At 33.8% G+C, this 22,795-nt stretch carries 21 protein-coding genes and 1 riboswitch; all 21 genes read right to left on the reverse strand.

The features are described 5' to 3' along the window. Nucleotides 1-244: 244 nt before the first annotated feature. Nucleotides 245-1,558 (reverse strand): ribosome biogenesis GTPase Der, encoded by a 1,314-nt coding sequence (der, locus tag WBF61_RS03685; RefSeq protein WP_424254011.1) that lies wholly within the window; start codon nt 1,556-1,558, stop codon nt 245-247. 191 nt (nt 1,559-1,749) lie between these two features. Continuing rightward, nucleotides 1,750-2,979 carry a 30S ribosomal protein S1 gene (rpsA, locus tag WBF61_RS03690; protein ID WP_424254013.1) on the reverse strand — a complete coding sequence of 410 codons (1,230 nt, stop codon included), beginning with the start codon at nt 2,977-2,979 and terminating at the stop codon, nt 1,750-1,752. Between the two features lie 157 nt (nt 2,980-3,136). Then, nucleotides 3,137-3,811: a (d)CMP kinase gene (gene cmk, locus WBF61_RS03695; protein ID WP_424254015.1), complete on the reverse strand. Its 675-nt coding sequence runs from the start codon at nt 3,809-3,811 to the stop codon at nt 3,137-3,139. A 73-nt stretch (nt 3,812-3,884) separates the two neighbouring features. Continuing rightward, nucleotides 3,885-4,508 carry a LysM peptidoglycan-binding domain-containing protein gene (locus WBF61_RS03700; protein ID WP_424254017.1) on the reverse strand — a complete coding sequence of 208 codons (624 nt, stop codon included), beginning with the start codon at nt 4,506-4,508 and terminating at the stop codon, nt 3,885-3,887. A 58-nt stretch (nt 4,509-4,566) separates the two neighbouring features. Then, nucleotides 4,567-6,015, reverse strand: a complete 1,449-nt coding sequence (locus WBF61_RS03705; protein ID WP_424254019.1) for a RecQ family ATP-dependent DNA helicase — start codon at nt 6,013-6,015, stop codon at nt 4,567-4,569. After that, nucleotides 6,008-7,075 (reverse strand): helix-turn-helix domain-containing protein, encoded by a 1,068-nt coding sequence (locus tag WBF61_RS03710; RefSeq protein ID WP_424254021.1) that lies wholly within the window; start codon nt 7,073-7,075, stop codon nt 6,008-6,010. Before WBF61_RS03710 ends, WBF61_RS03705 begins: the two co-directional genes overlap by 8 nt. A 133-nt stretch (nt 7,076-7,208) precedes the next feature. Continuing rightward, entirely contained in the window at nt 7,209-7,814 is a 606-nt protein-coding gene (locus WBF61_RS03715) for an ECF transporter S component (RefSeq protein WP_424254022.1), read from the reverse strand. 135 nt (nt 7,815-7,949) lie between these two features. Further along, nucleotides 7,950-8,072: riboswitch (FMN riboswitch) on the reverse strand. 77 nt (nt 8,073-8,149) lie between these two features. Then, nucleotides 8,150-9,964, reverse strand: a complete 1,815-nt coding sequence (locus WBF61_RS03720; protein WP_424254024.1) for an ATP-binding protein — start codon at nt 9,962-9,964, stop codon at nt 8,150-8,152. A gap of 8 nt (nt 9,965-9,972) precedes the next feature. Beyond that, on the reverse strand, nt 9,973-10,695 hold the full coding sequence (locus tag WBF61_RS03725; protein WP_424254026.1) for a response regulator transcription factor: 723 nt from the start codon (nt 10,693-10,695) through the stop codon (nt 9,973-9,975). A 146-nt stretch (nt 10,696-10,841) separates the two neighbouring features. Further along, nucleotides 10,842-11,579 carry a pseudouridine synthase gene (locus WBF61_RS03730; RefSeq protein ID WP_424254028.1) on the reverse strand — a complete coding sequence of 246 codons (738 nt, stop codon included), beginning with the start codon at nt 11,577-11,579 and terminating at the stop codon, nt 10,842-10,844. Nucleotides 11,580-11,627: 48 nt separating this feature from the next. Further along, a complete protein-coding gene (gene scpB / locus WBF61_RS03735) occupies nt 11,628-12,209 on the reverse strand; it encodes an SMC-Scp complex subunit ScpB (protein ID WP_424254030.1) in 582 nt (193 codons plus the stop codon). Between the two features lie 3 nt (nt 12,210-12,212). Continuing rightward, complete coding sequence (locus WBF61_RS03740; protein ID WP_424254032.1) at nt 12,213-12,980, reverse strand: segregation/condensation protein A; 768 nt, start codon at nt 12,978-12,980, stop codon at nt 12,213-12,215. A gap of 3 nt (nt 12,981-12,983) precedes the next feature. Next, nucleotides 12,984-13,394, reverse strand: coding sequence for a GNAT family N-acetyltransferase (locus WBF61_RS03745; RefSeq protein ID WP_424254034.1), 411 nt, complete (start codon nt 13,392-13,394; stop codon nt 12,984-12,986). Nucleotides 13,395-13,451: 57 nt separating this feature from the next. Then, nucleotides 13,452-14,765 (reverse strand): diaminopimelate decarboxylase, encoded by a 1,314-nt coding sequence (gene lysA, locus WBF61_RS03750; RefSeq protein ID WP_424254035.1) that lies wholly within the window; start codon nt 14,763-14,765, stop codon nt 13,452-13,454. Between the two features lie 407 nt (nt 14,766-15,172). Then, on the reverse strand, nt 15,173-15,994 hold the full coding sequence (locus WBF61_RS03755; RefSeq protein WP_424254037.1) for a purine-nucleoside phosphorylase: 822 nt from the start codon (nt 15,992-15,994) through the stop codon (nt 15,173-15,175). Nucleotides 15,995-16,027: 33 nt separating this feature from the next. Continuing rightward, entirely contained in the window at nt 16,028-17,197 is a 1,170-nt protein-coding gene (gene deoB / locus WBF61_RS03760) for a phosphopentomutase (RefSeq protein ID WP_424254039.1), read from the reverse strand. A 92-nt stretch (nt 17,198-17,289) separates the two neighbouring features. Beyond that, entirely contained in the window at nt 17,290-18,180 is an 891-nt protein-coding gene (gene xerD / locus WBF61_RS03765) for a site-specific tyrosine recombinase XerD (protein WP_424254040.1), read from the reverse strand. 77 nt (nt 18,181-18,257) lie between these two features. After that, a complete protein-coding gene (locus WBF61_RS03770; protein WP_424254042.1) occupies nt 18,258-18,701 on the reverse strand; it encodes a Fur family transcriptional regulator in 444 nt (147 codons plus the stop codon). 33 nt (nt 18,702-18,734) lie between these two features. Then, nucleotides 18,735-19,658, reverse strand: coding sequence for a CvfB family protein (locus tag WBF61_RS03775; protein ID WP_424254044.1), 924 nt, complete (start codon nt 19,656-19,658; stop codon nt 18,735-18,737). 197 nt (nt 19,659-19,855) lie between these two features. After that, nucleotides 19,856-21,613: a pyruvate kinase gene (gene pyk, locus WBF61_RS03780; RefSeq protein WP_424254045.1), complete on the reverse strand. Its 1,758-nt coding sequence runs from the start codon at nt 21,611-21,613 to the stop codon at nt 19,856-19,858. Between the two features lie 49 nt (nt 21,614-21,662). Further along, entirely contained in the window at nt 21,663-22,625 is a 963-nt protein-coding gene (gene pfkA, locus WBF61_RS03785; protein WP_424254047.1) for a 6-phosphofructokinase, read from the reverse strand. Nucleotides 22,626-22,795 lie beyond the last annotated feature (170 nt).

The following is a 22,795-nucleotide window of genomic DNA, read 5'->3' on the forward strand; positions in this document are numbered from 1 at the left end:
GCAAATAAAAATCATAATATCATTTTTGAGTGGTCCAAAAATGAAGCGGTACGAAATGCTACTTTAAACCTTATAAATTACATTTCATCTAAAAAGATATCATACAAATGCCGTTACTGCAATGATTTTACTCGAATTTTTATTTTTTTATCAGCTTTTTCATATAAAACAGATTAATGTTTGTAACACCTTGATAAATATGTTAGAATATCACATTCTTCTTTTTAATAGTGTTATTTCATTCTTATTTTCTTTGACGTGTAAGGATTCTTATTGGAGTTCCTTCAAAAACAAACGTGTCTCTGATACGATTTTCTAAGAAACGAGAATAAGAAAAATGCATCATCTCAGGATCATTAACAAATACAACAAATGTTGGTGGTTTAATCGCAACTTGTGTAGCGTAAAAAATTCTTAATCTTTTACCCTTATCTGTTGGAGTAGGATTCATTGCAACGGCATCTAAAATAACATCATTTAAGACTGATGACTGAATGCGTAGACGTTGGTTTTCACTCACACGTTTAATCATTTCAGGTAATTTGTTTAAGCGTTGTTTTGTAACAGCTGAAACAAATACAATTGGCGCATAACTTAGATAAGCGAATTCGCTACGAATATCTCTTTCAAAATCCTTAACCGTATTATTATCTTTTTCAAGAGTATCCCATTTATTTACAACGATGATAACTCCTTTTCCTGCTTCATGAGCATAACCAGCAACTTTTTTATCTTGCTCCCTAATGCCTTCTTCAGCATTTAATACAACCAAAACAACATCGGAACGCTCAATGGCTCTAAGAGCTCTCATTACGCTATATTTTTCAGTTGATTCATATACCTTGCCGCGTTTTCTCATACCGGCTGTATCAATCATGACAAATTCTGTTCCTTCATCATCTGTAAATTGTGTATCAATAGCATCACGAGTTGTTCCTGCTACACTTGACACAATAACACGCTCTTCACCTAGCATAGCGTTAATAATAGAAGACTTACCAACATTTGGTCGGCCGATAAGACTGAATTTTATAACAGAGTCATCATACTCTTCTTCTTCTTCCTCAGGGAAGTGACTGATAGCGGCATCTAATAAATCTCCAATACCTAAACCGTGACTTCCTGAAATAGGGTAAGGTTCGCCTAATCCTAGAGTATAAAAGTCAAATATTTCCGAACGCATTTCTGGGTTATCCACTTTATTTACTGCTAACAACACTGGTTTATTTGTACGGTATAAAATTTTTGCTACATTTTCATCTGCATCTGTTACACTATCTCTGCTATTCGTAATGAAGATAATAACATCTGCTTCTTCCATCGCAATTTCAGCCTGGTATTTAATTTGATCAAGAAATGGTTCATCTCCTAAGTCAATTCCACCTGTATCAATCAGATTAAATTCTTTTCCTAGCCATTCAGCTTGAGAATAAATACGGTCTCTTGTTACCCCTGAAATGTCTTCTACAATAGAGATTCGCTCGCCTACTATTCGGTTAAAAATTGTTGATTTACCTACATTTGGACGACCAACGATGGCGATAACTGGTTTAGCCATTGCTTTAGCCTCCTTCTAATTAATTTCTTATTCATCTAGTTATTTTATAGAACAAAGCTTGAATTTGCAAGCTTATGCTTGATGAAATCGCTTTATTTAGCAAATTTTATCGTTTTGGCAACATTTTTTTAACAAACAAAGACATGTGGCTAATGAATACGCCACACGTCTTTACTTTTGTTTAAACTAAATTAGTTTTCTTTTGTATCTTCTTCATCAGAGGTGATATCAGAAAGCTGATCTCCAAGAATATCGCCAATGGTAAATCCTGAATCCGTTTCAGGCATTTCGTATTTCTCTTCTTCAGGTTTTGATTGTTGATGTGTTTTCTCTTCTAATGCCTTAATACTCAGAGAAAGACGCTGATCTTCTGTATTTAAATCCAATACTTTTACTTTAATTTCTTGCCCTTCACTCAAAACTTCATGAGGTGTTGCAATGTGATTATGAGAAATTTGAGAAATATGAACCAAACCTTCAACACCTGGGTAAACCTCAACAAATGCACCAAAACTAGTTAATCTCTTAACCTTACCATCTAGCACAGTATCAACTGCTGCACGTTCTTCAATATTATCCCATGGTCCAGGAAGTGTATCTTTAATAGACAACGAAATACGTCCAGCCTCTTCATCAACTGAGAGAATTTTAACATCGACCTCTTGACCTACAGAAAGGATATCAGCCGGATTTTTAACGTGGTCATAAGAAATTTGAGAAATGTGAACCAAACCATCAACTCCACCAAGATCAATAAATGCACCGAAATTAGTTAAACGGGCAACTTTACCTTTAACGGTCTCATTTTCTTTCAATTCTTTCATTAGTTTCTTTTTAGTTACTTCACCTTCAGCTTGTAGAACGGCTTTATGCGAAAGAATCAGTCGATTTTCACTTGGTTCAATTTCCATAATTTTAAAAGCCAATACTTTCCCTTTATATTCTGAGAAATCATCAACAAATTGAATATCTACCATTGAAGCTGGTACAAAACCTCGAACTCCAGCATCAACCACTAAACCACCTTTAACAACTTCTTTAACCGGTGCTTCAATAATCGTTCCTTCTTCAAAATCTTTTTGGATTTTTTCCCATACTTGTTTCGCATCGATACGGCGCTTAGATAATAAGAAACTACCGTTTTCTTTTTCTTTAATTTCTTTAATAACAACTAAATCAACAATATCGCCTACGTTTACAATTTCTGTAACATCTTCAAATGGTGCAGCCGATAATTCATTGTTCGGAATTACGCCCTCTACACCTCCGCCAAGAATACCAACAATTGCTTGTTTGTTATCTTGAATTTTTAGAATTTCCCCTTGAACAGTATCACCAATGTGAATTTCTTGCACACTATCTAAAGCCTCCAACATTGACTCTTGTTCTAAACCTTCGTTTTTGTCTTTTTGATCTGTCATGTTTTTGTCCTCCTAATTTAGCCAAATAAATCTTTCTTACCTTATTTTAACCAATATCGTAAAAAAATGCCACAATAAGGCCTATAAAAACAGTTTATCTCTTTAATTAGTATAATTCCATATCAGTTAAGAACAATCATTCACTTTTTATATCAACTTAGCTTTTTTTAGATTGAACGACTTCTTTAATTTTTCCAACTACCTGTTGAATGTTTAAACTAGTCGTATCTAATAGTTGGGCGTCTTCTGCTCTGGTTAATGGTGAAGAAGCTCTGTGCGAATCTTTGTAGTCACGATCAGAAATTTCTTTTTTTAATAGTTCCAAAGGAGTATGAATTCCATTTAATTTGTTCTCTTTGTAGCGTCTTTCAGCTCTCTCTTCAACACTAGCGATTAAAAATATTTTTACTTCTGCATTTGGTAAGACAGTTGTCCCAATATCACGACCGTCCATAACAACTCCACCTTTATCTGCAATCTTTTGTTGTCTTTTGACCAATTCTTTTCTTACTTGTCCATGTGCAGCTACAATAGAGACAGAATTGGTTACATCAGGTTGACGAATGGCTTCTGTTACTTCTTCATTATTTAAAAATACTTTTTGGTTCATTTCAGACGGTTCAAAAGAAATATCGCTATGTTTTAACAACTCAATTAATGCTTCTTCGTTTTCTAGATCAATTTTCTGTTGCAACGCTTCATGAGTTAACGCACGATACATTGCTCCAGTATCACAATAGATATAACCTAATTCATTCGCTAGTATTTTAGCTACTGTACTTTTCCCAGCCGAAGCAGGTCCATCGATAGCAATCATCATTTTATTTGTCATTTTTATCAGGCCTTCTTTCTATTTTCAAAATAAAAACCGTCCTAAGACGGCTATTATTTATTTAACTATATAATTAGTTTACTTTTAAAACTGTTCCAGCAGCTACATCGTTGCCAGAGATACCATTTAATGTTTTCAATTGATCTAGTGTCATACCATTGTTTAATGCAATTCGATAAAGATTGTCTCCAGGAGCTACTGTGTAGGTTTTTCCTGTATCTTCTACAGATGGCGTTTCTGTCTCTACTTCTGCTTCCGGAACTTCTGGTGTTTCTGGAGCCACTTCATTTGGAACGGGTACTTCGTCAATCTGTTCTTCTTCTACTTCTGGTTTAACTGGAGTGTCTGATTCACTAGTTTCTTCAGATCTAGATACTGATTGTTCACTAGAAGAAACTTCTTTTTCAGAACTGGAAACTTCACTGCTACTATTTTGTGCAATGGTTATTTTATCGTTATCCGCTTTAAACTCTTCTGCATCATTACGTTGATTTACAAACCAATAATAGGTTCCTGTTGGTAAAATAATCAATAATGCCAAAAAGATAAATAGAGACGTTAATATTGGAGAAATACCACCTTCAGCTTTTTTTCTAGCTGATCTTGAATAATTATCATTTTCATTGTTGTCATTATTTTCAAATTTACGAGACCATATTTCTTTGTCTTGATTTTTTTTAGAATTTTTTTTAGCCATAAAGTACTCCTCCTAAAGATATTCGATTTTATTGTAACATAATCCAGCTAAACTTACCTTACTTATTCGGCAACAAAAATAAATTTGTTATCTTTTCTTTCCAGTTTTTTGAAGCAGCTAAATGTTCTGTTTTTTGTTTTTCTTTTAAAATTTCCTGGAAATGTCGATCATATCCACAACTTGAACAACAATAGAGTGGTTTTTCTACTATTTTCTCATTAAAGTAATGAAGCAAAAATTTTCTCTTACAGTCTATCGTCTGGCTATATTGAACCATGTACTCTAACTGTCTATTCTTTTGTAGCTCTCTACCTAATAGCTGAGATTTAGCTTCTTCAATAGGTGTTTCAGCAATCAAATAGTTTTCTATAATTTGTTTTTGCGTTTCACTACAGCTTCCCTCGTGCACTTTTCCATGACGATAGGCGTACTCTAACATGGCTGTTGTAGGCAAGCTTTGTTCTTGCAATCTTTTCTGGAGGAATCTATCGCTTGTTTCAAAGAGTAATACAGCTACACTTTGTTTGCCATCTCGACCACACCGACCGATTTCTTGCAAATAGGATTCAACACTAGCAGGCATATGGTAGTGAATAACGAAACGAATATTCTCTTTGTTGATTCCCATGCCAAAAGCACTTGTCGCACAGATAATCTCTATCTCATTTTGAATAAATTGCTGCTGTATCTTAATTTTATCTTCATTATTAATCTCAGAATGGTAACTTTCAATAGCGTAATCCGTCTTTTCTTTTAACCATAAAGCTATTCTGTCAGCTTGTTTTTTACTTGAAAAATAAATAATACCAGGTTTAGCAATCTCTTCTACTATTCTTAATACCTGTTCCTCTTTATCACGTTCACAATTAATCGATGTTAGGGCAATATTCGGGCGATCTACTGAATACAGTATTTGAGTCATCTTATTTTTATCCAAAAGTAAAGAACTGATAATTTCTTCACGAACTATCTCAGTAGCTGTTGCAGTTAAAGCCATCGTTAAAGGATAGTTTAACTCTTTACGAACAGTTCCTAAACCTAAGTACTCTAATCGAAAATCCATCCCCCATTGAGAGATACAATGTGCTTCGTCAATAGCCATCATACTTATTTTCATTGTTTTGATTTTAGCTAACACATATTTTTGTTGAAGCATTTCTGGAGATAAAAAAACAAATTTATAGTCTCCTAAATGAGACAGCACCCATTGTTTCTCTTCGCTACTCATTAAACTATTAATAGCTGCAACTCGTTTTTCTCCTAATCGTTTCATTTGATCTACTTGATCTTGCATCAAAGATAATAGCGGAGAGACTATAATAACAATTCCATCTAAACAATATCCCGTTATTTGGTAACAGACCGACTTACCAGTACCAGTAGGCAACATGACTAGTGTATCTTTACCTGATAATGCGGCTAAAATTGCTTCTTCTTGTCCTTCGCGAAAGTAAGTGTAACCAAATTGATTTAGTAGAATTTTTTTTATTTTATCTTGGTTAGTCACTGTCTCGATTCCTTTCTATTTGAGCTAAGCGGTACCATAAAAATAAGATCTCCGGGTTTTTTTTAATTAACTCTTGATAGGTAATAGTAGGATTTTCGCTTAGGAGATGCTTAAGTTTTTTTAATTTCTCTGAAGGTAAAACCACAGAAAGATCAAATAATGGATCCATGATACTTATTTCAATAACGTGCTCATTAATTGTGCTTTCTTTAAGTTGCCGTTGAGCGGCAATTTCAGCAAGTGAATAACCATTCAATAGATAACGTTTTGTAAGCAGAGCACTTTTTGTTGTTCCATCATAAAGATGAAGCATTTCATTGTAAACAGAATAAAATAACGGTATTTTTTCAGGATGTTTTTTTAGTATTTTTGTAATCCAAGCAATCGAATCTAATTCAATTATACTAATTTCACTGGACTCTTTTTTAAATGCTTCGACTAGTTGATTTTTTGTTTTCCCTGTATTGCTATGACCTGTTAAATTAGCGGCTATAATTTCAGCGTTTAATTCTGGTAAATCATTCAGAATAATTATCCATTCTTGTCCAAAATCCAAAGCTAATTGATCCTTATTCATAGCATTATTTTTAAACCACTGTTTTACCCAATTTTGTTTTTCCCATTCTTTTTCTATAGGAATATACTGTTTATTTTTGTATCTTATTTCAGATAGAACTTGAGTAACTAATTGAAGAGTTCTCCAAAAATGAATTAATACGAGTCCATCCTTGAGATGATTTAACTCTTTAGGATAATAGTGTTCGGAAAAAAATTCGCTCTGTTTATTTTTCCCATTTTCAGATAAATAATATTCTTGCGTTTCTTCTGCTAATAATAGAGTATTTAGGTTTATTAATTTTTGAATACTGTTATTGAATTGATTACGGTCTAATTTAGAAAATAGTGCAAAAAAATGAGTTAATTGGTATTTTTCGGCACTATAAAGAATAGAGGCCGTTTTTTTCCCAGTAAGGATGTGATAAATTGTAGACATCTTTTTTGACTGTTTCGTTGAAAATAAAGATAAATAAAAATGGTCAAGGTAAGATAATTGATCCAAAATAACACAACTCCTTTTTATCTTCATTAATGTCACATGATTAATATACCAAATAATGAGTTGAAATTCTGTACTATTTGTATTTTTAAGCAGAAAAAAATGATTTCGTAGAATTCACGAAATCATTTTTTCTTTACTTTTTTTCTATTGTCGTATATTTGACATAGGTAAGTTCATTTACTTGATTTTGAATAATCCAAGGTTTCATTTTTTTATATAGTGCAATAAAGACTGTACTAACAACGATTCCTTTAATTAAGTTAAAAGGAATTACACCATAAAAAACATACTTTTGTACAGGCCCCACACTAAAATTTAATACTAAAAAATAAAGCGGAATAAGCACATAGGCATTTAATATAGATAATATCGTAGTTAATGAAACCGTTCCTAAAATATTCGCCAAAACTATATTTTTTGCATTTTCAGCTTTGCTGCTCATGATGTAGTAAATCGGTAAGCTATAAGCTAATGTAGCAATTAAACTAGCAATGTCTCCAATTGGATACCCTGCGTCTCCTCCTGTTTGTACATAATGAAGAATGGTACGAATCAAAGCTATTGCTATTCCTGCTACCGGTCCATATAAAAACATACCTAGCAAGACAGGGATGTCACTGAAATCAATTTTCAGAAAAGTAACTCCCGGGATAATCGGAAAAGCAAAAAACATGAGTATAAACGCCACTGCGGCGAGCATAGAAACCCCAACTAGTTTTTTTGTGTTTCTGTTTTGCATAAAAATCCTCCTAAAAGGACTCATCAGCTTGAGCATTCTTGGGCTTACTAAAAAACACTATAAAAAAATATGCTCGCCTAATTTTCCTTCAGAAAAATTAAACAGAGCATATGAACAGTATCATATTCAAATAAGCCCCATCTTCTTTATCCAGACTTTACTGTCGGTACTGGAATTAAACCAGTTCAACCAGAAATGCTATCTGGTTCGTGGACTATACCACCGGTCGGGAATTACACCCTGCCCCTGAAGACGAATCGTCTATTTTTTTAGTACATTAGATGTACAAATTTAGTATAAGCTATTTCATTTTAATTTGCAAGGTTCACTTACAATTATTCAGTGCTTTTCACATGATCTAAATAAGGAAAATGTAATCTGAACACCGTTTTTTTATTTAGTTCACTCGTAACTTCAATGTATCCACCATGTTCTTCAACTATATTTTTAACAATTGATAAACCTATTCCTGTCCCAGCTTTATTAGATTTATTATTTACACGAGATTTATCTGCTTTATAAAATCGGTCAAAAATATATGGAATATCTTCTTCTGGAATTCCAGGTCCGTTATCAACGATGTCTATTAGGATTTCATCTATTATTTTATCCAACTGAACTCGGATTTCTACCTTCGCGTCATCTCGTTTAATTGTTGAGGTATGATAAATAGCATTGTGAATCAAATTAACTAAGACCTGATTCATTTTATCAGCATCCATTGGGTATTCTTGGATATCGGGATCAATTTTCATTTCTAATTGAACATTGCCATTTTTAGCAATTCTACTAAAACGCGACAATACATTTCTGAAAAAACCTTCTAATTTAACGTCTTCAATCGTTAAATCAATATATCCCGCTTCCATCCGAGATAAATCAAGCATTTCGTTAACCAATCGATTCATTCTCTTTGCTTCATCACTAATAATGCTTGCCATCTCATGTTTCTCTTCAATTGTTTCAGCTATATCATCAATAATCGCTTCACTATAGCCCTGAATCATTACTAAAGGAGTACGTAATTCATGAGAAATATTATTAATAAAATCAACTCGCATCTTGTCCAAACGTCGTTCTTTAGTTAGGTCTTTTAATGAGACTAAGACACCACGAACATTTTCCATACCCTCATCAAATAAAGGAACAAAGGACAGATGAAAATAAAAGTCATTTATCATTAAATCATAAAAAACTTTTTCCGATTTCTTAACAACTTCGTCAATTTTATCTTCTAAAAATTCTGGCAAATGATAATCATCAACATTTTGTATCGTATCCCAGTTCAATAAGAATTCTTCCCCTAATGGATTAGACATTAACAGCGTCTTATCTTGATTGTAATACAATATTCCAGTAGATATAGACGCTACAATATTTTCTAACAATTCTTTTTCTTGTCTTGTAGCCGATCCCGTAGTCTCTAAAGATTTTCTCATTTTATTCATAGCTAAAGCTAACTGCGACAATTCATCTTTATATTTAACGGATGCTTTTTGACTAAAATCATTTTTAGCATAATCAAATGCAATATCTCTAAGATCATTTAAAGGGTGGCCTAAATGTTTTTTCAAAAAATAAAAAAATAATACAGCTAGTAATCCATATAAAGAGAATACACCTAAAATCCAATTATCCATTTTTTGTTCAGCATCTTTTAAAAAAGATAAATCAACAACAGAATAGAGTATACCGTCTTGATTTCCTATTGAAATGTTTTTCATTCTAAAAATAAACAACTTTATTTTACCTTCTGAAAGTTCTATTTCACTAATGATTTGAGTATCTTTTTTTTCAGCTATCGCCTTGTTTATTTCTTTATCTTTCATTAGTTTCAATTTATTATCGGCAAAGAATGAATTAGAGTTTTCAGTTAGAGTGATATCAGGCATTTGCTTTGTTTGAAAGGACATAAACAAATGCGAATCATACGCTTTCAATTTCTCCACATCAGCTAAAGAAGTGATTGAGTCATCTTCTATTTGTTTTTCTATTGATTGAATCGTTCTTTCATAATCTGATATATATTTCTCTTGCAAATTTTGCTGATAAACATGGCTATATAGTACACTAGTACTAATAAAACAAAAACTAATAATTAGCATGGTGATCAACCAAATCCGAATGGTTAGGTTGTTGGACTTATTCATATTATTACCTACTCTTTATCTTCAGAATAAGAATTAAATTTATAGCCTAATCCCCAAACAGTCACTATCATTTTTGCTGCTGTTTCTGACTGTTTAGTCAGTTTTTCTCGAAGTCGTTTAATATGAGTATCAACTGTCCTTAAATCTCCAAAAAATTCGTATTTCCAAACTTCTCTTAATAACTGCTCTCTTCCAAATATCTGATTTGGAGATTGAATTAAATACAATAAAAGATCGTATTCTTTTGGAGTAAGATTAACTGGATTACCATCTGCTAACACACGATGTGATTGATTATCGATTTTTATATTGGGCGTTACAATCAAATCTGGATTTAATTCTTCTTTTTCTTTTTCAACATGTGTTCGTTTTAAAACAGCAGAAACGCGCAAAACAACTTCTCTAGGACTAAATGGTTTGACAATATAATCATCTGCACCTGCTTCAAATCCTTGAATACGATTCATCTCTTCGCCTTTTGCTGTCAGCATCATAATAGGAGTACTTTTATGTTCACGTAATTTCTCTGCTACTTCGAGACCATCCATAATAGGCAGCATAAGGTCTAGTAATATCAAATCATAATCATTTTCCATAGCCAAACTTAAAGCTTGTCCACCATCTTCTGCCTCAGTAATGGTATAGTTTTCTTTTTCTAAATACATTTTCAGTAAGCGCCGAATGCGTTCTTCATCATCGACAACTAACAAACTAATTCCCTCATTCTCCAACGACACTACACCCCCAAAAAAATTTTGATTATTTGTTCCTATATTCATTTATTATACATGATATTCTTTTGGCATACAGCGATATGCATTATTTATGTATGAATAAACCTCAGACAACTAAACTAATGTCATCTGAAGTCTACCTTTTAATCTAAATTCTTTTTGTTCTCATTTACTAAATTTCGAAGTTGATTTACTTCAAAAGATTTTAATTCACGCCATTCTCCAGGACGAAGCCCGTTTAAGTTTAACGTTCCATATGTTTCTCTTTTAAGTTTTTGGACCGGATGTCCAATTGCTCGAAACATATTTTTCACTTGTTGGTTTCTTCCTTCATGAATTGTTAACTCTACCATGGACATTTTTTTATCATTATCTACTGAAATTATTTTTGCTTTAGCAGGTGAAGTTTTTTTACCTTCAATATTAATACCATTCTCTAATTTATTTAGTGAACGTCTATCAACAATTCCTTCAACTTTAGCTACATAGGTTTTATCAATATGAAATTTAGGATGCATCAACATCTGTGAAAGTTCCCCATCATTTGTTAAAATAAGCGCTCCTGTTGTGTCATAATCTAATCGACCGACTGGATAGATCCTTTGTTCTACATGCGTAAACAAATCAGTCACAACTCTTCTATCTTTATCATCTGAAACAGCTGATATCATACTTCTTGGCTTATTTAGTAAAAAATAAATCGGTTCTTCACGATCAATTGGTACGCCATCGACCTCTACTTTGTCAGAGTTACCAACTTTAACCCCTAATTCTTTTACAATTTTCCCATTTACTCTTACATGACCTTCAACAATTAGCTCTTCAGATTTTCTTCTAGAAGCTATCCCGGCATGTGCCATTACTTTTTGTAATCTTTCCATATTCTTTAACTACTCCTTAACGTTCCAATTTTAGTGCTTTTAATTTTATCATGAAAACTGTTCATTAAATCGTTCAAAGAACAAATTCGATTCTTTCTCTGAATAATCTTGTTCTATATCCGATATTTCAGGTAACGCAGGCAATTCAGTTATTTTTTTCAAACCGAAGTAATCCAAAAAATAGTGAGATGTCCCATACAATATAGCACGACCAGGTCCATCTACACGACCTTTTTCTTCGATTAAGCCCCTAATAGTTAATTTTTGTAATGAACCACTCGTTTGAACACCACGTATTTCATCAATTTCCATTCTTGTTAAGGGTTGTTTATAAGCGATAATTGCTAATGTCTCAAGTGCTGCTTGAGACAAGTTAGTTGAAAGTGGTGAAATAGCATAAGAACGTATGATTTCAGCATACTCCTTTTTAGTGGCTAATTGGTATTGCTCACCAACTTGTAACAAGGTTAAACCACGCGTTTTTGATGCTTCACATTCTTGTTGCAACTCCATCAATAGTTGATAGACATGCTGCGTTGAACAAGCTAGCAGAGTCGCAATTTCATTTAAAGCTAGTCCCTCGTCACCCGCTACAAACAACAAGGTCTCAATAGCAGCTTTTTCATTCATCCATTAGCACCTCTCATCGTTGTTTTCTATTGAAAACACAACTATCTCTCCGTATTTATGTGATTGCTTAAAAACAACTGATTTTTCTTTAATTAATTCAAGCATAGCCATAAAAGTTGCTACCATCTCTTTTTTGGATGGATTACTAAATAAACTTGAAAATAGCAAACCTTCTTTATGAGGTTTACGAGAGAGTTGACTAAGAATAAACGTCATTTTTTCAGTAATAGTTATTTCTTCAGACATAACTTTTGTTTGAAGTGGAACTTTACTTAATCGTTTTTTCAGCAATTTATTAAAAGCAATCACTAAATCGTCTGTTGTGATTTCTAGTGGTTCGAGTGGGATATTATGTTGTAAATAGTCCAAATTTTTTGGTTCTCTTGTATAGTACTGATTTCGATCTTCTTCTTTATCTTTTAATATTATAGCGGCTTCTTTATATTTTTGATATTCTAATAACTGTTCTATCAAAGCATCGCGTGGATCTTGGCCTTCTTCAAAATAATCAAGTACCTCATCTTCTAAATCCAACTCTTTTTTAGGCAATAGGAGATTGCTTTTTATAGCCATTAGAGTTGCGGCCATTATCAAATAATCACCTGCAACATCTAACTGCAATACTTTCATTGTTTTAATATATATTAGGTATTGTGAAGTGACTTCAGCGATTGGGATATCATAAATATCTAATTCCATACGATTGATTAGATGAAGCAGTAGATCTAAAGGACCCTCAAACGCATCAATTTTTACATTTATCTCAGACATCGCTTACTCTTCTTTCTGGTTAATAGTAGTGGAAACGATGTCTTGCTCATTAATTTTATTCTTTTCTTGTTCCCATCTAACAATTAACTGAGCTGTTTCTAAGGTTCCTATAATTTTTTGACCAGTAAAGTGCTTCTCCAGTGCCTCTAATATTTTATAACTAATTCCTTCGTTACGAAAAGAAGGGTTAATTGAGATGTGTCGCAATAAGATTAAATCATCGCCTGTTTCAACACCAATTACAGCTATAAAATCTTGTGTTTCTTCTCCTCGCCACAGAAAAAGCTTACGACTTTCTTCTTGATTGTACCAATCTAATTCAAATTTAAGACGACTGACTTCCTTAAAATCAGGTATAAATGACATTAAACCCATCGTTATCTTTTCATAATTATTTTTATACTCGAGTAGCATGTTCTGTTTATCCCCCTAGAGATTCTATCCATTAAACACCTAACTTACTGAACTAGCCTAAATCAATGACTGTTCTAGTCTTAATAAATCACTATAGCTTTCACGTTGTATAGCAAGAAAATTAATACTATTTTCTACAAAAACAACTGGTGGACGAGGAATACGATTATAATTACTTGCCATCGCGTATCCGTATGCCCCTGTACTAAATACTGCCAGAATATCTTTTTTCTGTGGATCAGGCAAGGGTAAATCCCAAATAAGCATATCTCCAGACTCACAACACTTACCGGCTATTGAATACAGTCCTTCGTTCTGATCGTTTACACGGTTAGCAAAAACACCTGTATATTTTGCACTATATAAAGCTGGGCGAATATTATCAGACATCCCACCATCGATAGCTAAATAATTACGAACTTCAGGTATTGTTTTTTGTGAACCCGTTTCATATAAAGTGATGCCAGCATCTCCGACTAAACTACGACCAGGTTCTATCCAAATTTCAGGCATTTTTAAATCTAATTTTTTTGTCACATTTTCGATTTCAGTGATAATTGAATCGATATACTCTTTAATTTCCAACGGTTTATCCTCAACAGTATACTGAATACCGAAACCTCCACCTACGTTTAAAACAGTTAATTCAAAGCCAAATTGATTTTTCCAATCTTTTGAGTAATTCAACATTTTATTAATTGCTAAATTAAAACCCTCTAATTCAAAAATTTGTGAACCAATATGACTGTGTAAGCCTATAACATCAATAAATGGCATCTTACTAGCCAGAATTGCCGCCTCTTTAGCTTGACCATTTTCTAAATCAAACCCAAACTTAGAGTCATTTTGACCTGTAGAAATATAATCATGCGTATGAGCTTCTACACCTGGAGTAACTCGAATTAAAATATTCATTCTTTGTTTGCGTTCTGAGGTAAATTGATTCAATCGATCCAATTCATAAAAATTGTCTACTACAAAACAGCCAACCTGATAATCTAAGCCCGCTATTATTTCATCATCTGACTTATTGTTTCCATGAAAATGTATTTTTTCACTAGGATATTCTGCTTTAATAGCTGTATAAAGTTCTCCACCAGAAACAACATCCAGAGACATTCCTTCTTTTGCCATCAACTGATAAATAGCAAGACAAGAAAAAGCTTTACTTGCATAAGCAACTTGAGCTTTTATTTGTCTTTCAGAAAAAGCAGCTTTAAATGCTTGAGCTTTTAGTTTAATCGCTTTTGTGTCATATACATATAAAGGTGTACCATATTTTTGAACTAGTTCAATAGTATCTACACCACCAATTTCAAGATGCTTTTTTTCGTTTATTTTCATTGTACCTGTTAGTAAACGTTCGTCCATTTGACGTCCTCTTTTCAACTTTATCCGAATTTTTGCTTTCCTTACCATACCATAAAAAAAGCAATTTCTCAACGAAACAAAAGATCTCCAAACGAAAAGAATTCGTTCTTATGTTAGTTAGGTCTTAGGTTTACTACACATTTCTCAACTCTTTACTTTTCATTAGTAAGATTGCTTTTATCTCTAAAAAAATCGTAAACAAATTTATTATAATCAACTAATCCTTTATGTATTTTAATTTAACTGATTATTTTTTCTAATAATTTAGTCTAATACATTGTATTAGTTTTAAAAAATTAATTACCCTATTTTTCGATTATTTGGGAAATGTCATTTTATAATTAACACTATTAAAAAACGTTTGCTTACTTGTTTAAGTTCAAGTAAGCAGACGTTTCTCTCAGACATTAAATAGCTTCTAAAATATTTTTTACAAATAACTTAAATGTTTTTTTAACGCGTTGCGTTGTTTCTACAACTTCTTCATGATTTAGAGATTCTTGCATACCTGCAGCAAGATTCGTGATACAAGAAATTCCAATTGTTTTTAGTGATGCGTGTTTAGCTACGATAATTTCAGGAACAGTAGACATACCAACAGCATCCGCTCCTAGCAAGCGAGCCATTTTGATTTCAGCAGGCGTTTCATAAGTCGGTCCGGAGAAGCCCATATAAACACCTTCTTTTAAATCTAAATTCATATCAGATGCTACTTTCTTCACAACTTTTTGATAATCTTTATCATAGGGTTCACTCATATCTGTGAAACGTACGCCTAATGCTTCATCGTTAGGACCCATCAGCGGATTTACACCAGTGTAATTAATTTGATCAGTAATCATCATCAATTCCCCTTGTGAGAAAGTTGTATTTACTCCACCCGCTGCATTGGTAACTATCAAAGAATGAACGCCCAAAGCTTTCATTACTCTAACTGGAAAAGTCACTTCTTCTAAGCTATACCCTTCATAATAGTGAAAGCGGCCTTGCATAGCTAATACAAATTTCCCACCTAATTCACCATAAACTAATTGACCGGCATGGCCTACAACTGTTGATACTGGAAAATGTGGAATTTCATTATAAGCTATTACCACTGGGTTCTCAATCTCATCAGCAAGGTCACCTAATCCTGAACCTAAAATTAATCCAACATCAAGTTTTGTGACACCTTTGTTAATAATATAGTTTGCTGCACTTTTAATTTTCTCTTGTAACGTGGAAGTCATGAATGGTCTCCTTCTTATTGCAATTTTTATTTTTTATACTAAATACTTCAAGAAACTTTTACCAAATCCAGTATCTTTTGTCTTGAAATTATCAGAAATTGTTGCACCAATATCTGAAAAATGACCTTGTGGCATTTCTCCAAATTTTTTCATAGATGGAGAATACGCTAATAGAGGAACATACTCACGTGTGTGATCAGTACCTGGAGCAGTTGGGTCATTTCCGTGATCAGCAGTAATTAATAACAAATCATCTTCTCTTAACTGTCCTACTATTTCTTCTAAGCGAGCATCAAATTCTTCAATAGCTTTTGCATAACCAACTACATCCCTGCGATGACCAAATAATGCATCAAAATCAACAAGATTTAAAAAGCTTAATCCTTCAAAATCTTGAGTCATCACTCTTAATAATTGATCAACACCATCCATATTGCTAATTGTACGGACAGCCTCTGTGATCCCTTCTCCGTTATAAATATCATTTATTTTCCCTATTGCGATAACGTCTTTTCCAGCTTCACTTAAATGGTTCAAAACCGTTTCTCCAAATGGATTTAATGCATAATCATGACGACCGCTCGTTCTAGTAAAGTTACCAGGAGTTCCGACAAACGGACGAGCAATGATTCGACCGATCATATAAGGATCATCTTTTGTAATGTCTCTTACATACTGACAAATTTTATATAATTCTTCCAATGGAATGATCTCTTCATGAGCAGCAATTTGCAATACAGGATCCGCAGACGTATAGATAATTAAATCCCCTGTTTTCATTTGATGCTCACCATATTCATCCAGAATCTCAGTACCGCTAGCTGGCTTGTTCGCAACAATTTCACGACCTGAAAAATCTTCTATTCTTTTTAGTAATTCTTCTGGAAACCCATCTGGAAATACTCTAAAAGGAGTTTGAATGTTTAATCCCATTATTTCCCAATGACCTGTCATGGTGTCTTTACCAACAGATACCTCTTCTAGTTTAGTGTAATAGCCAACATTATCTTGCACATGTCGTACACCTTTCAATGGACGAATATTCCCTAATCCTAACTCTTCTAAATGAGGGATATTTAAACCTGCTTCTTGAGCTATATGACCTAATGTATCGCTACCAACATCATCAAACTGTTCAGCATCTGGAGCTTCACCAATTCCAACTGAATCCATCACGATTAAATGCACTCTTTTATAAGACATATTCTTATAGCCTCCTCATTTTCATCATTTACACTATTCATTATAATGAATAACACAGTATATTGCGAGAGAAAAGATAAAATATAAAACGGTTACGCTCGTGGGTGATAGGTTTTGTAGACCGAAGACATACGATGTGTACTGATGTGAGTATAAATTTGGGTCGTTGAAATATCTGAATGACCTAATAATTCCTGAACAGTTCTTAGATCTGCTCCATTTTCTAACAAATGAGTAGCAAAAGAATGCCTTAGAGTATGAGGTGTTACTTCTTTTTTTATTCCTGCTTTTTTCACAAGAATATTTAAGTTCTTCCAAATACCTTGCCTTGTCAATTTACGACCGTGGTGATTCAAGAAGACAAAATCAGAGCGGCAATCTGATCGTTCTAGTCTATTACGGCTATGATTCAAATAAGTCTCTATCCATTTAATTGCTAAGTCTCCTAATGGAAGGATACGTTCTTTTTCACCTTTACCAATCGTTTGAATTAAGCCTAGCGAAAGATGAAGATCATCCAGTTTTAACTCAGTTAACTCTGATACTCTTAAGCCAGTTGCATACATAACCTCAAGGATTGTACGGTCTCTAATCCCTAGTGTTTGACTTGTATCCGGAGTTTCAATTAAGATTTCTACTTCTTTTGTCGATAATATTTTTGGCAGAGTTTGAGCTTTTTTAGGTGTATCAATATGTGCCATTGGATCGACTGTTGCTAACTTTTCTTGTCTTAAAAACTGATGAAATTGTCTTAAACTTGAGACCATCCTTATAATTGATCCGGCTGCTTTTTTTTCTTCTTTTAACTGTTGTAAAAAAGATAATACCGCATAGCGATCAATACTGTCCCAAGTCATCAAATGATTTTCCTTTAAAAAAAGTAAATATTTTTTTAAATCGCGTAAATAACTTTCAATTGTATTTTTTGAAAGTCCGCGTTCAATCGTTAAAAAACGAATATACCCAGCTAAATCTTCTTCCATTTTTTCTCTCCTTAATCCAATTGAAAAAAAGAGCACGAAACACATGAAGTGATCTGCTCTTTTTTTACTTGTTAGATTTATTGACAATGTTTACATATTCCATGAAAAGTTAAACGATGATCTTTGATTTGAAAATCGAATCGTTTTTCTACATCTTGTTCAACTAATTCCAATAAATCTTCAGCTATTTCTTCAATTCCACCACATTTCAAACATAAAAGATGATGATGAAAATGCTTATCGCCTTCTTTTTTTAAATCGTACCGTGCTAATCCATCATCAAAACTAATTTTGTTGACTACTTCAATGTCGGTTAATATTTCTAGAGTTCTATATACAGTTGCTAAGCCTATATCCGAGTTTTTTCTTTTAACAGCTAAATAAATTTCTTCCGCACTCATGTGTTCGGTTTCTTTTTCAAGAACAATTTTTATTGTCGCTTCTCTTTGCGGAGTGAGTTTAAAACCTGAATGATGCAGCTTTTCAGTGATTTTTGTCAACATGGAATCAGTTGTTTTCATTAATAATCCCTCATCTAATTCAACAAATTTTTTCTATTCTACTATTTTCGTTTCATCATTCACTGGTTCTACTGCGGGTTCACTATCTGCTTCTACAGATTGTTGGACCAACTTTGTTTCTCCATCTTCTTGAATGATCATTCTTTGTTTCATTAAATTGCCTAAAGCCCGCTTAAATTGAGATTTACTAATCCCAAAACGTTCTCTGATTTCATTAGCATCACTCTTATCTGTATAAGGAAAACTACCTTCTGCCGTGCGTTCTAAGATAGCCAATAACATTCCAGCATCATCACCTATGGCTTCATGCGCACGAGGCATTAATGAAATGTTTAGGACACCATCTGGTCTAACACCAATAACTCGCCCGGACACCACTTCACCCATACGAGGTTCATCTTTTCTTTCAGATGGATGAATAAAACCTAAATGATTGTCTGAAGTGAAGACAAACGTACCAATCATCTTTAATCTATAAGCTGTAGCAGTAATATTTTGGTTATTCAATTCTGCAGTAGCCTTTGTAGAAAGTGATTCAAAAACCGTTTCAGGCACTAGCGTTCCCCACATGCGATCTTTCTCATCAACTTTTATTGTAATCATTAATTGATCACCTTTTTTTGGCCAAAGATGTTTTAACACAGGTAATTCATCTAACGATACAACAAGCTCTTTATCTGGTAAACCAACATCCATAAACACACCTAAGTCTTTACGCGTATCAACAACCGTTGCCCATGCAAATTTACCAATGCGAATTGTTGGGATGTTTTGTGTTAAGATAGTCTCTTTATTTAAAGAAACATACGCAAAACCTTCAACAGTATCTCCTAGCTCGTAATTAGTTGTTTCATCTTTTACTAACTTATACGTTACTCCATCTTTTTGAATAAAGTAAGCTTTTTCGTTTATATCCGTAACTAACCCGGTTATTATATTCCCTAATGACTGATTCATATTTTTTCCTCCATTAATTATCATGTTATTTACACTTGTTTCTAAGCAAACAAATAAAACCCCTTAAATCTTCTATACAAGTTTACCATAATTACATTATGTCATCTAGCACTAAAATACAAAGAGACTTTTGAAAAGATGATCAGCCACCTTTTCAAAAGTCTCAACGTTATCATTTTTTTGAGTAGAAAAACTCTTTAAATCGCAGTTGTTGCTCCACGATAAACGATACCGCGACGTGAATCAACTGTAATTAATTCCTCTGAAAGGATTAATGTTGTTGCATCTTCTGCTCCAACAATTACTGGAATCCCCATAGCAATTCCTACAACGGCTGCATGACTAGTCAAACCACCATTTTCAACAACAATAGCGGATGATTTTTGGATAGCTGGCAAGTAATCTTTATCTGTTGTTTTAACAACTAAAATTCCGCCTTCTACTGCTTTCTCGTTTGCGTCAGCTGCAGATAGAGCTACTACCGCTTTCCCAATAATAGATTCTGAACCAATTCCTTGTCCAGTAACTAATTTCGAACCAATTAATTGAATCTTCATTAAGTTAGTTGTACCACGTTCTCCAACTGGAACACCTGCTGTGATGATAATCAAATCTCCATCTGAAGCAAAGCCGTTTTCACGAACAATAGTTGCTGCTAAATTGAACATATCATCTGTAGATGCTGGCTTAGAAGATACCGTTGGGTGAACTCCCCATGAAAGAGCTAAACCACGCATGACACGTTCTGAAAATGTAACAGCTACGATGTTAGCTTTTGGACGGTATTTAGAAATCATACGAGCTGTGTGACCTGATTCTGTTGCCGCAACAATTGTTTGAATTCCTAAGTTACGAGCAGTGTGACCTACTGATTGTCCAATTGCTTCTGTCATGTCTGATTCGCTGTAAGCCTTTAATGCAAACGCATCTTGGTTTACTAATGCTTCCTCAGTACGGACAGCAATACGAGCCATTGTTTGAACAGCTTCAATTGGGTATTTACCAGCTGCTGTTTCACCAGATAACATAACTGCATCACTGCCATCAAAAATAGCATTTGCAACGTCATTCGCTTCTGCACGTGTAGGACGCGGGTTATCTTGCATTGAATCTAGCATTTGAGTTGCTGTAATAACAGCTTTCCCTAATGCATTACATTTTGCGATTAACGATTTTTGAACGATAGGAACTTCCTCAGTAGGAATCTCTACTCCTAAGTCTCCACGCGCAACCATGACACCGTCTGCAACTTTCAAGATTTCGTCAATTCTATCAACGCCTTCTTGGTTCTCAATTTTAGCAATAATTTGAACATGTTCCATTTTTTGCTCTTCTAAAATAGCTGTGATTTCTAAAACATCACTTGGACGACGAACAAAACTAGCTGCAATAAAGTCTACATCGTTTTCTAAACCAAAACGGATATCAGCTGCATCTTTATCAGTAATTCCTGGCATATTAACAGAAATCCCTGGAACGTTAACACCTTTTTTATTTTTCAAAACTCCAGCATTGTGAACCAATGTTATCAGTTCTTTATTTTCAAAATCAATATCCGTTACTTCTAAGTCGATTAAACCATCATCCAATAACACATGCGTTCCTACATGAACATCATCGATTAATTCTGGGTAAGAGATAGAAAACTTCTCTCTTGTTCCTTCAACTTCATCCATAGAGATACGAACAATATCTCCTGTTGAAAAGTCAACACGGCCATCTTTCATATTGTGTGTACGCATTTCTGGACCTTTTGTATCTAATAAAATTGCAACCATTTTACCAGTGATTTTTGATGCTTCACGTATATTTTTGATTCGTGCACCATGTTCTGCAAAATCTCCATGTGAAAAGTTCAAGCGAGCTACATTCATACCTGCTTCAATCATTTGTACTAAAAATTCTACTGATTCACTTGCTGGTCCGATTGTACATACTATTTTTGTTTTTTTCATTAATTTAATCTCTCCCAATAATCATTTTTTTGTGAAAAAGTCTTTTTGGTTAATATGAAATCTCTTGGTTTAATGTATATAATGAAAGGTCTGGCATATGCTTTTGGTCATTTAAAATATCTTCAAATTTATTTTCAGCAATTTCATTGCCAATCATTCCTAAACCTAATCCGCCTTTGCCTTCTTTTAATAAGTCAACAGCTTTTGCACCAAAAATACTAGCTAATACACGGTCTCTAGCCGTTGGTGATCCTCCGCGTTGTACGTGTCCTAGAACCGTAACACGAGCATGGTGATCTCCAAATTCTGCTAATTTCTCAGCAAAATCATTGCCACTCATTACACCCTCAGCAAGGATAATAATGCTATGCTTCTTACCACGTTCGCGACCTTTTTGAATCGTATTAGCAACATCTGTCATGTTAAATTCTTTTTCAGGAATAATAATTTGTTCAGCTCCACCTGCAATACCAGTCCAAAGAGCGATATCACCTGCATTGCGTCCCATAACTTCTACGATGAATGTTCTCACATGACTAGTTGCAGTATCTCTAATTTTATCGACAGAATCTAAAACTGTATTAATTGCTGTATCAAAACCAATACAAAAATCAGTACCTGGAATATCATTATCAATTGTTCCTGGTAACCCTATAGCAGGAAAACCATGTTTCGTTAAGGCTAATCCTCCACGATAAGAACCATCTCCACCAATAACAACTAAACCTTCAATGCCGAATTTTTCTAATTGCTCGATACCTTTTAATTGTCCTTCTTCTGTTGCAAATTCTGGATAACGAGCTGAGTATAAGAATGTTCCTCCACGAGAAATTTTATCTCCTACATCTCTTCTTGTTAATTTACGGATATCTCCAGCAACCAAACCTGCGTAACCGTAGTTTATACCATAAACTTCCATTCCTTCGTAGAGACCCTTACGAACAACTGCGCGAACAGCCGCATTCATTCCTGGAGCGTCTCCTCCACTTGTTAAAACAGCGATACGTTTCATGTTATTAACCCACCTTATCAGTGTATTTAGTATAGCAACTAATATTCGGAGAACTATCCGACCATTAATTACTATATTTTTACTAGCGTTTATTAAGAAAGCTTATGAAAAACTTTTTTAATTATTAAGCTCACAAAATTATTCTACCATTTTTAGCCTGAATTGTCCTA

It is taken from the genome of Carnobacterium sp. (genome assembly GCF_049673005.1).
Taxonomy (GTDB): domain Bacteria; phylum Bacillota; class Bacilli; order Lactobacillales; family Carnobacteriaceae; genus Carnobacterium_A.

What these genes read in the sequence shown, in the direction of transcription:
- der (WP_424254011.1), bottom strand. Translation starts at nt 1,558, where the DNA reads ATGGCTAAACCAGTTATCGCCATCGTTGGTCGTCCAAATGTAGGTAAA.
- WBF61_RS03740 (WP_424254032.1), bottom strand. Translation starts at nt 12,980, where the DNA reads ATGTCTGAGATAAATGTAAAAATTGATGCGTTTGAGGGTCCTTTAGAT.
- WBF61_RS03700 (WP_424254017.1), bottom strand. Translation starts at nt 4,508, where the DNA reads ATGGCTAAAAAAAATTCTAAAAAAAATCAAGACAAAGAAATATGGTCT.
- WBF61_RS03715 (WP_424254022.1), bottom strand. Translation starts at nt 7,814, where the DNA reads ATGCAAAACAGAAACACAAAAAAACTAGTTGGGGTTTCTATGCTCGCC.
- WBF61_RS03730 (WP_424254028.1), bottom strand. Translation starts at nt 11,579, where the DNA reads ATGGAAAGATTACAAAAAGTAATGGCACATGCCGGGATAGCTTCTAGA.
- xerD (WP_424254040.1), bottom strand. Translation starts at nt 18,180, where the DNA reads ATGGAAGAAGATTTAGCTGGGTATATTCGTTTTTTAACGATTGAACGC.
- pfkA (WP_424254047.1), bottom strand. Translation starts at nt 22,625, where the DNA reads ATGAAACGTATCGCTGTTTTAACAAGTGGAGGAGACGCTCCAGGAATG.
- WBF61_RS03755 (WP_424254037.1), bottom strand. Translation starts at nt 15,994, where the DNA reads ATGACTTCCACGTTACAAGAGAAAATTAAAAGTGCAGCAAACTATATT.
- pyk (WP_424254045.1), bottom strand. Translation starts at nt 21,613, where the DNA reads ATGAAAAAAACAAAAATAGTATGTACAATCGGACCAGCAAGTGAATCA.
- WBF61_RS03770 (WP_424254042.1), bottom strand. Translation starts at nt 18,701, where the DNA reads ATGAAAACAACTGATTCCATGTTGACAAAAATCACTGAAAAGCTGCAT.
- scpB (WP_424254030.1), bottom strand. Translation starts at nt 12,209, where the DNA reads ATGAATGAAAAAGCTGCTATTGAGACCTTGTTGTTTGTAGCGGGTGAC.
- WBF61_RS03720 (WP_424254024.1), bottom strand. Translation starts at nt 9,964, where the DNA reads ATGAATAAGTCCAACAACCTAACCATTCGGATTTGGTTGATCACCATG.
- deoB (WP_424254039.1), bottom strand. Translation starts at nt 17,197, where the DNA reads ATGTCTTATAAAAGAGTGCATTTAATCGTGATGGATTCAGTTGGAATT.
- WBF61_RS03745 (WP_424254034.1), bottom strand. Translation starts at nt 13,394, where the DNA reads ATGCTACTCGAGTATAAAAATAATTATGAAAAGATAACGATGGGTTTA.
- cmk (WP_424254015.1), bottom strand. Translation starts at nt 3,811, where the DNA reads ATGACAAATAAAATGATGATTGCTATCGATGGACCTGCTTCGGCTGGG.
- WBF61_RS03775 (WP_424254044.1), bottom strand. Translation starts at nt 19,658, where the DNA reads ATGAATCAGTCATTAGGGAATATAATAACCGGGTTAGTTACGGATATA.
- lysA (WP_424254035.1), bottom strand. Translation starts at nt 14,765, where the DNA reads ATGGACGAACGTTTACTAACAGGTACAATGAAAATAAACGAAAAAAAG.
- rpsA (WP_424254013.1), bottom strand. Translation starts at nt 2,979, where the DNA reads ATGACAGATCAAAAAGACAAAAACGAAGGTTTAGAACAAGAGTCAATG.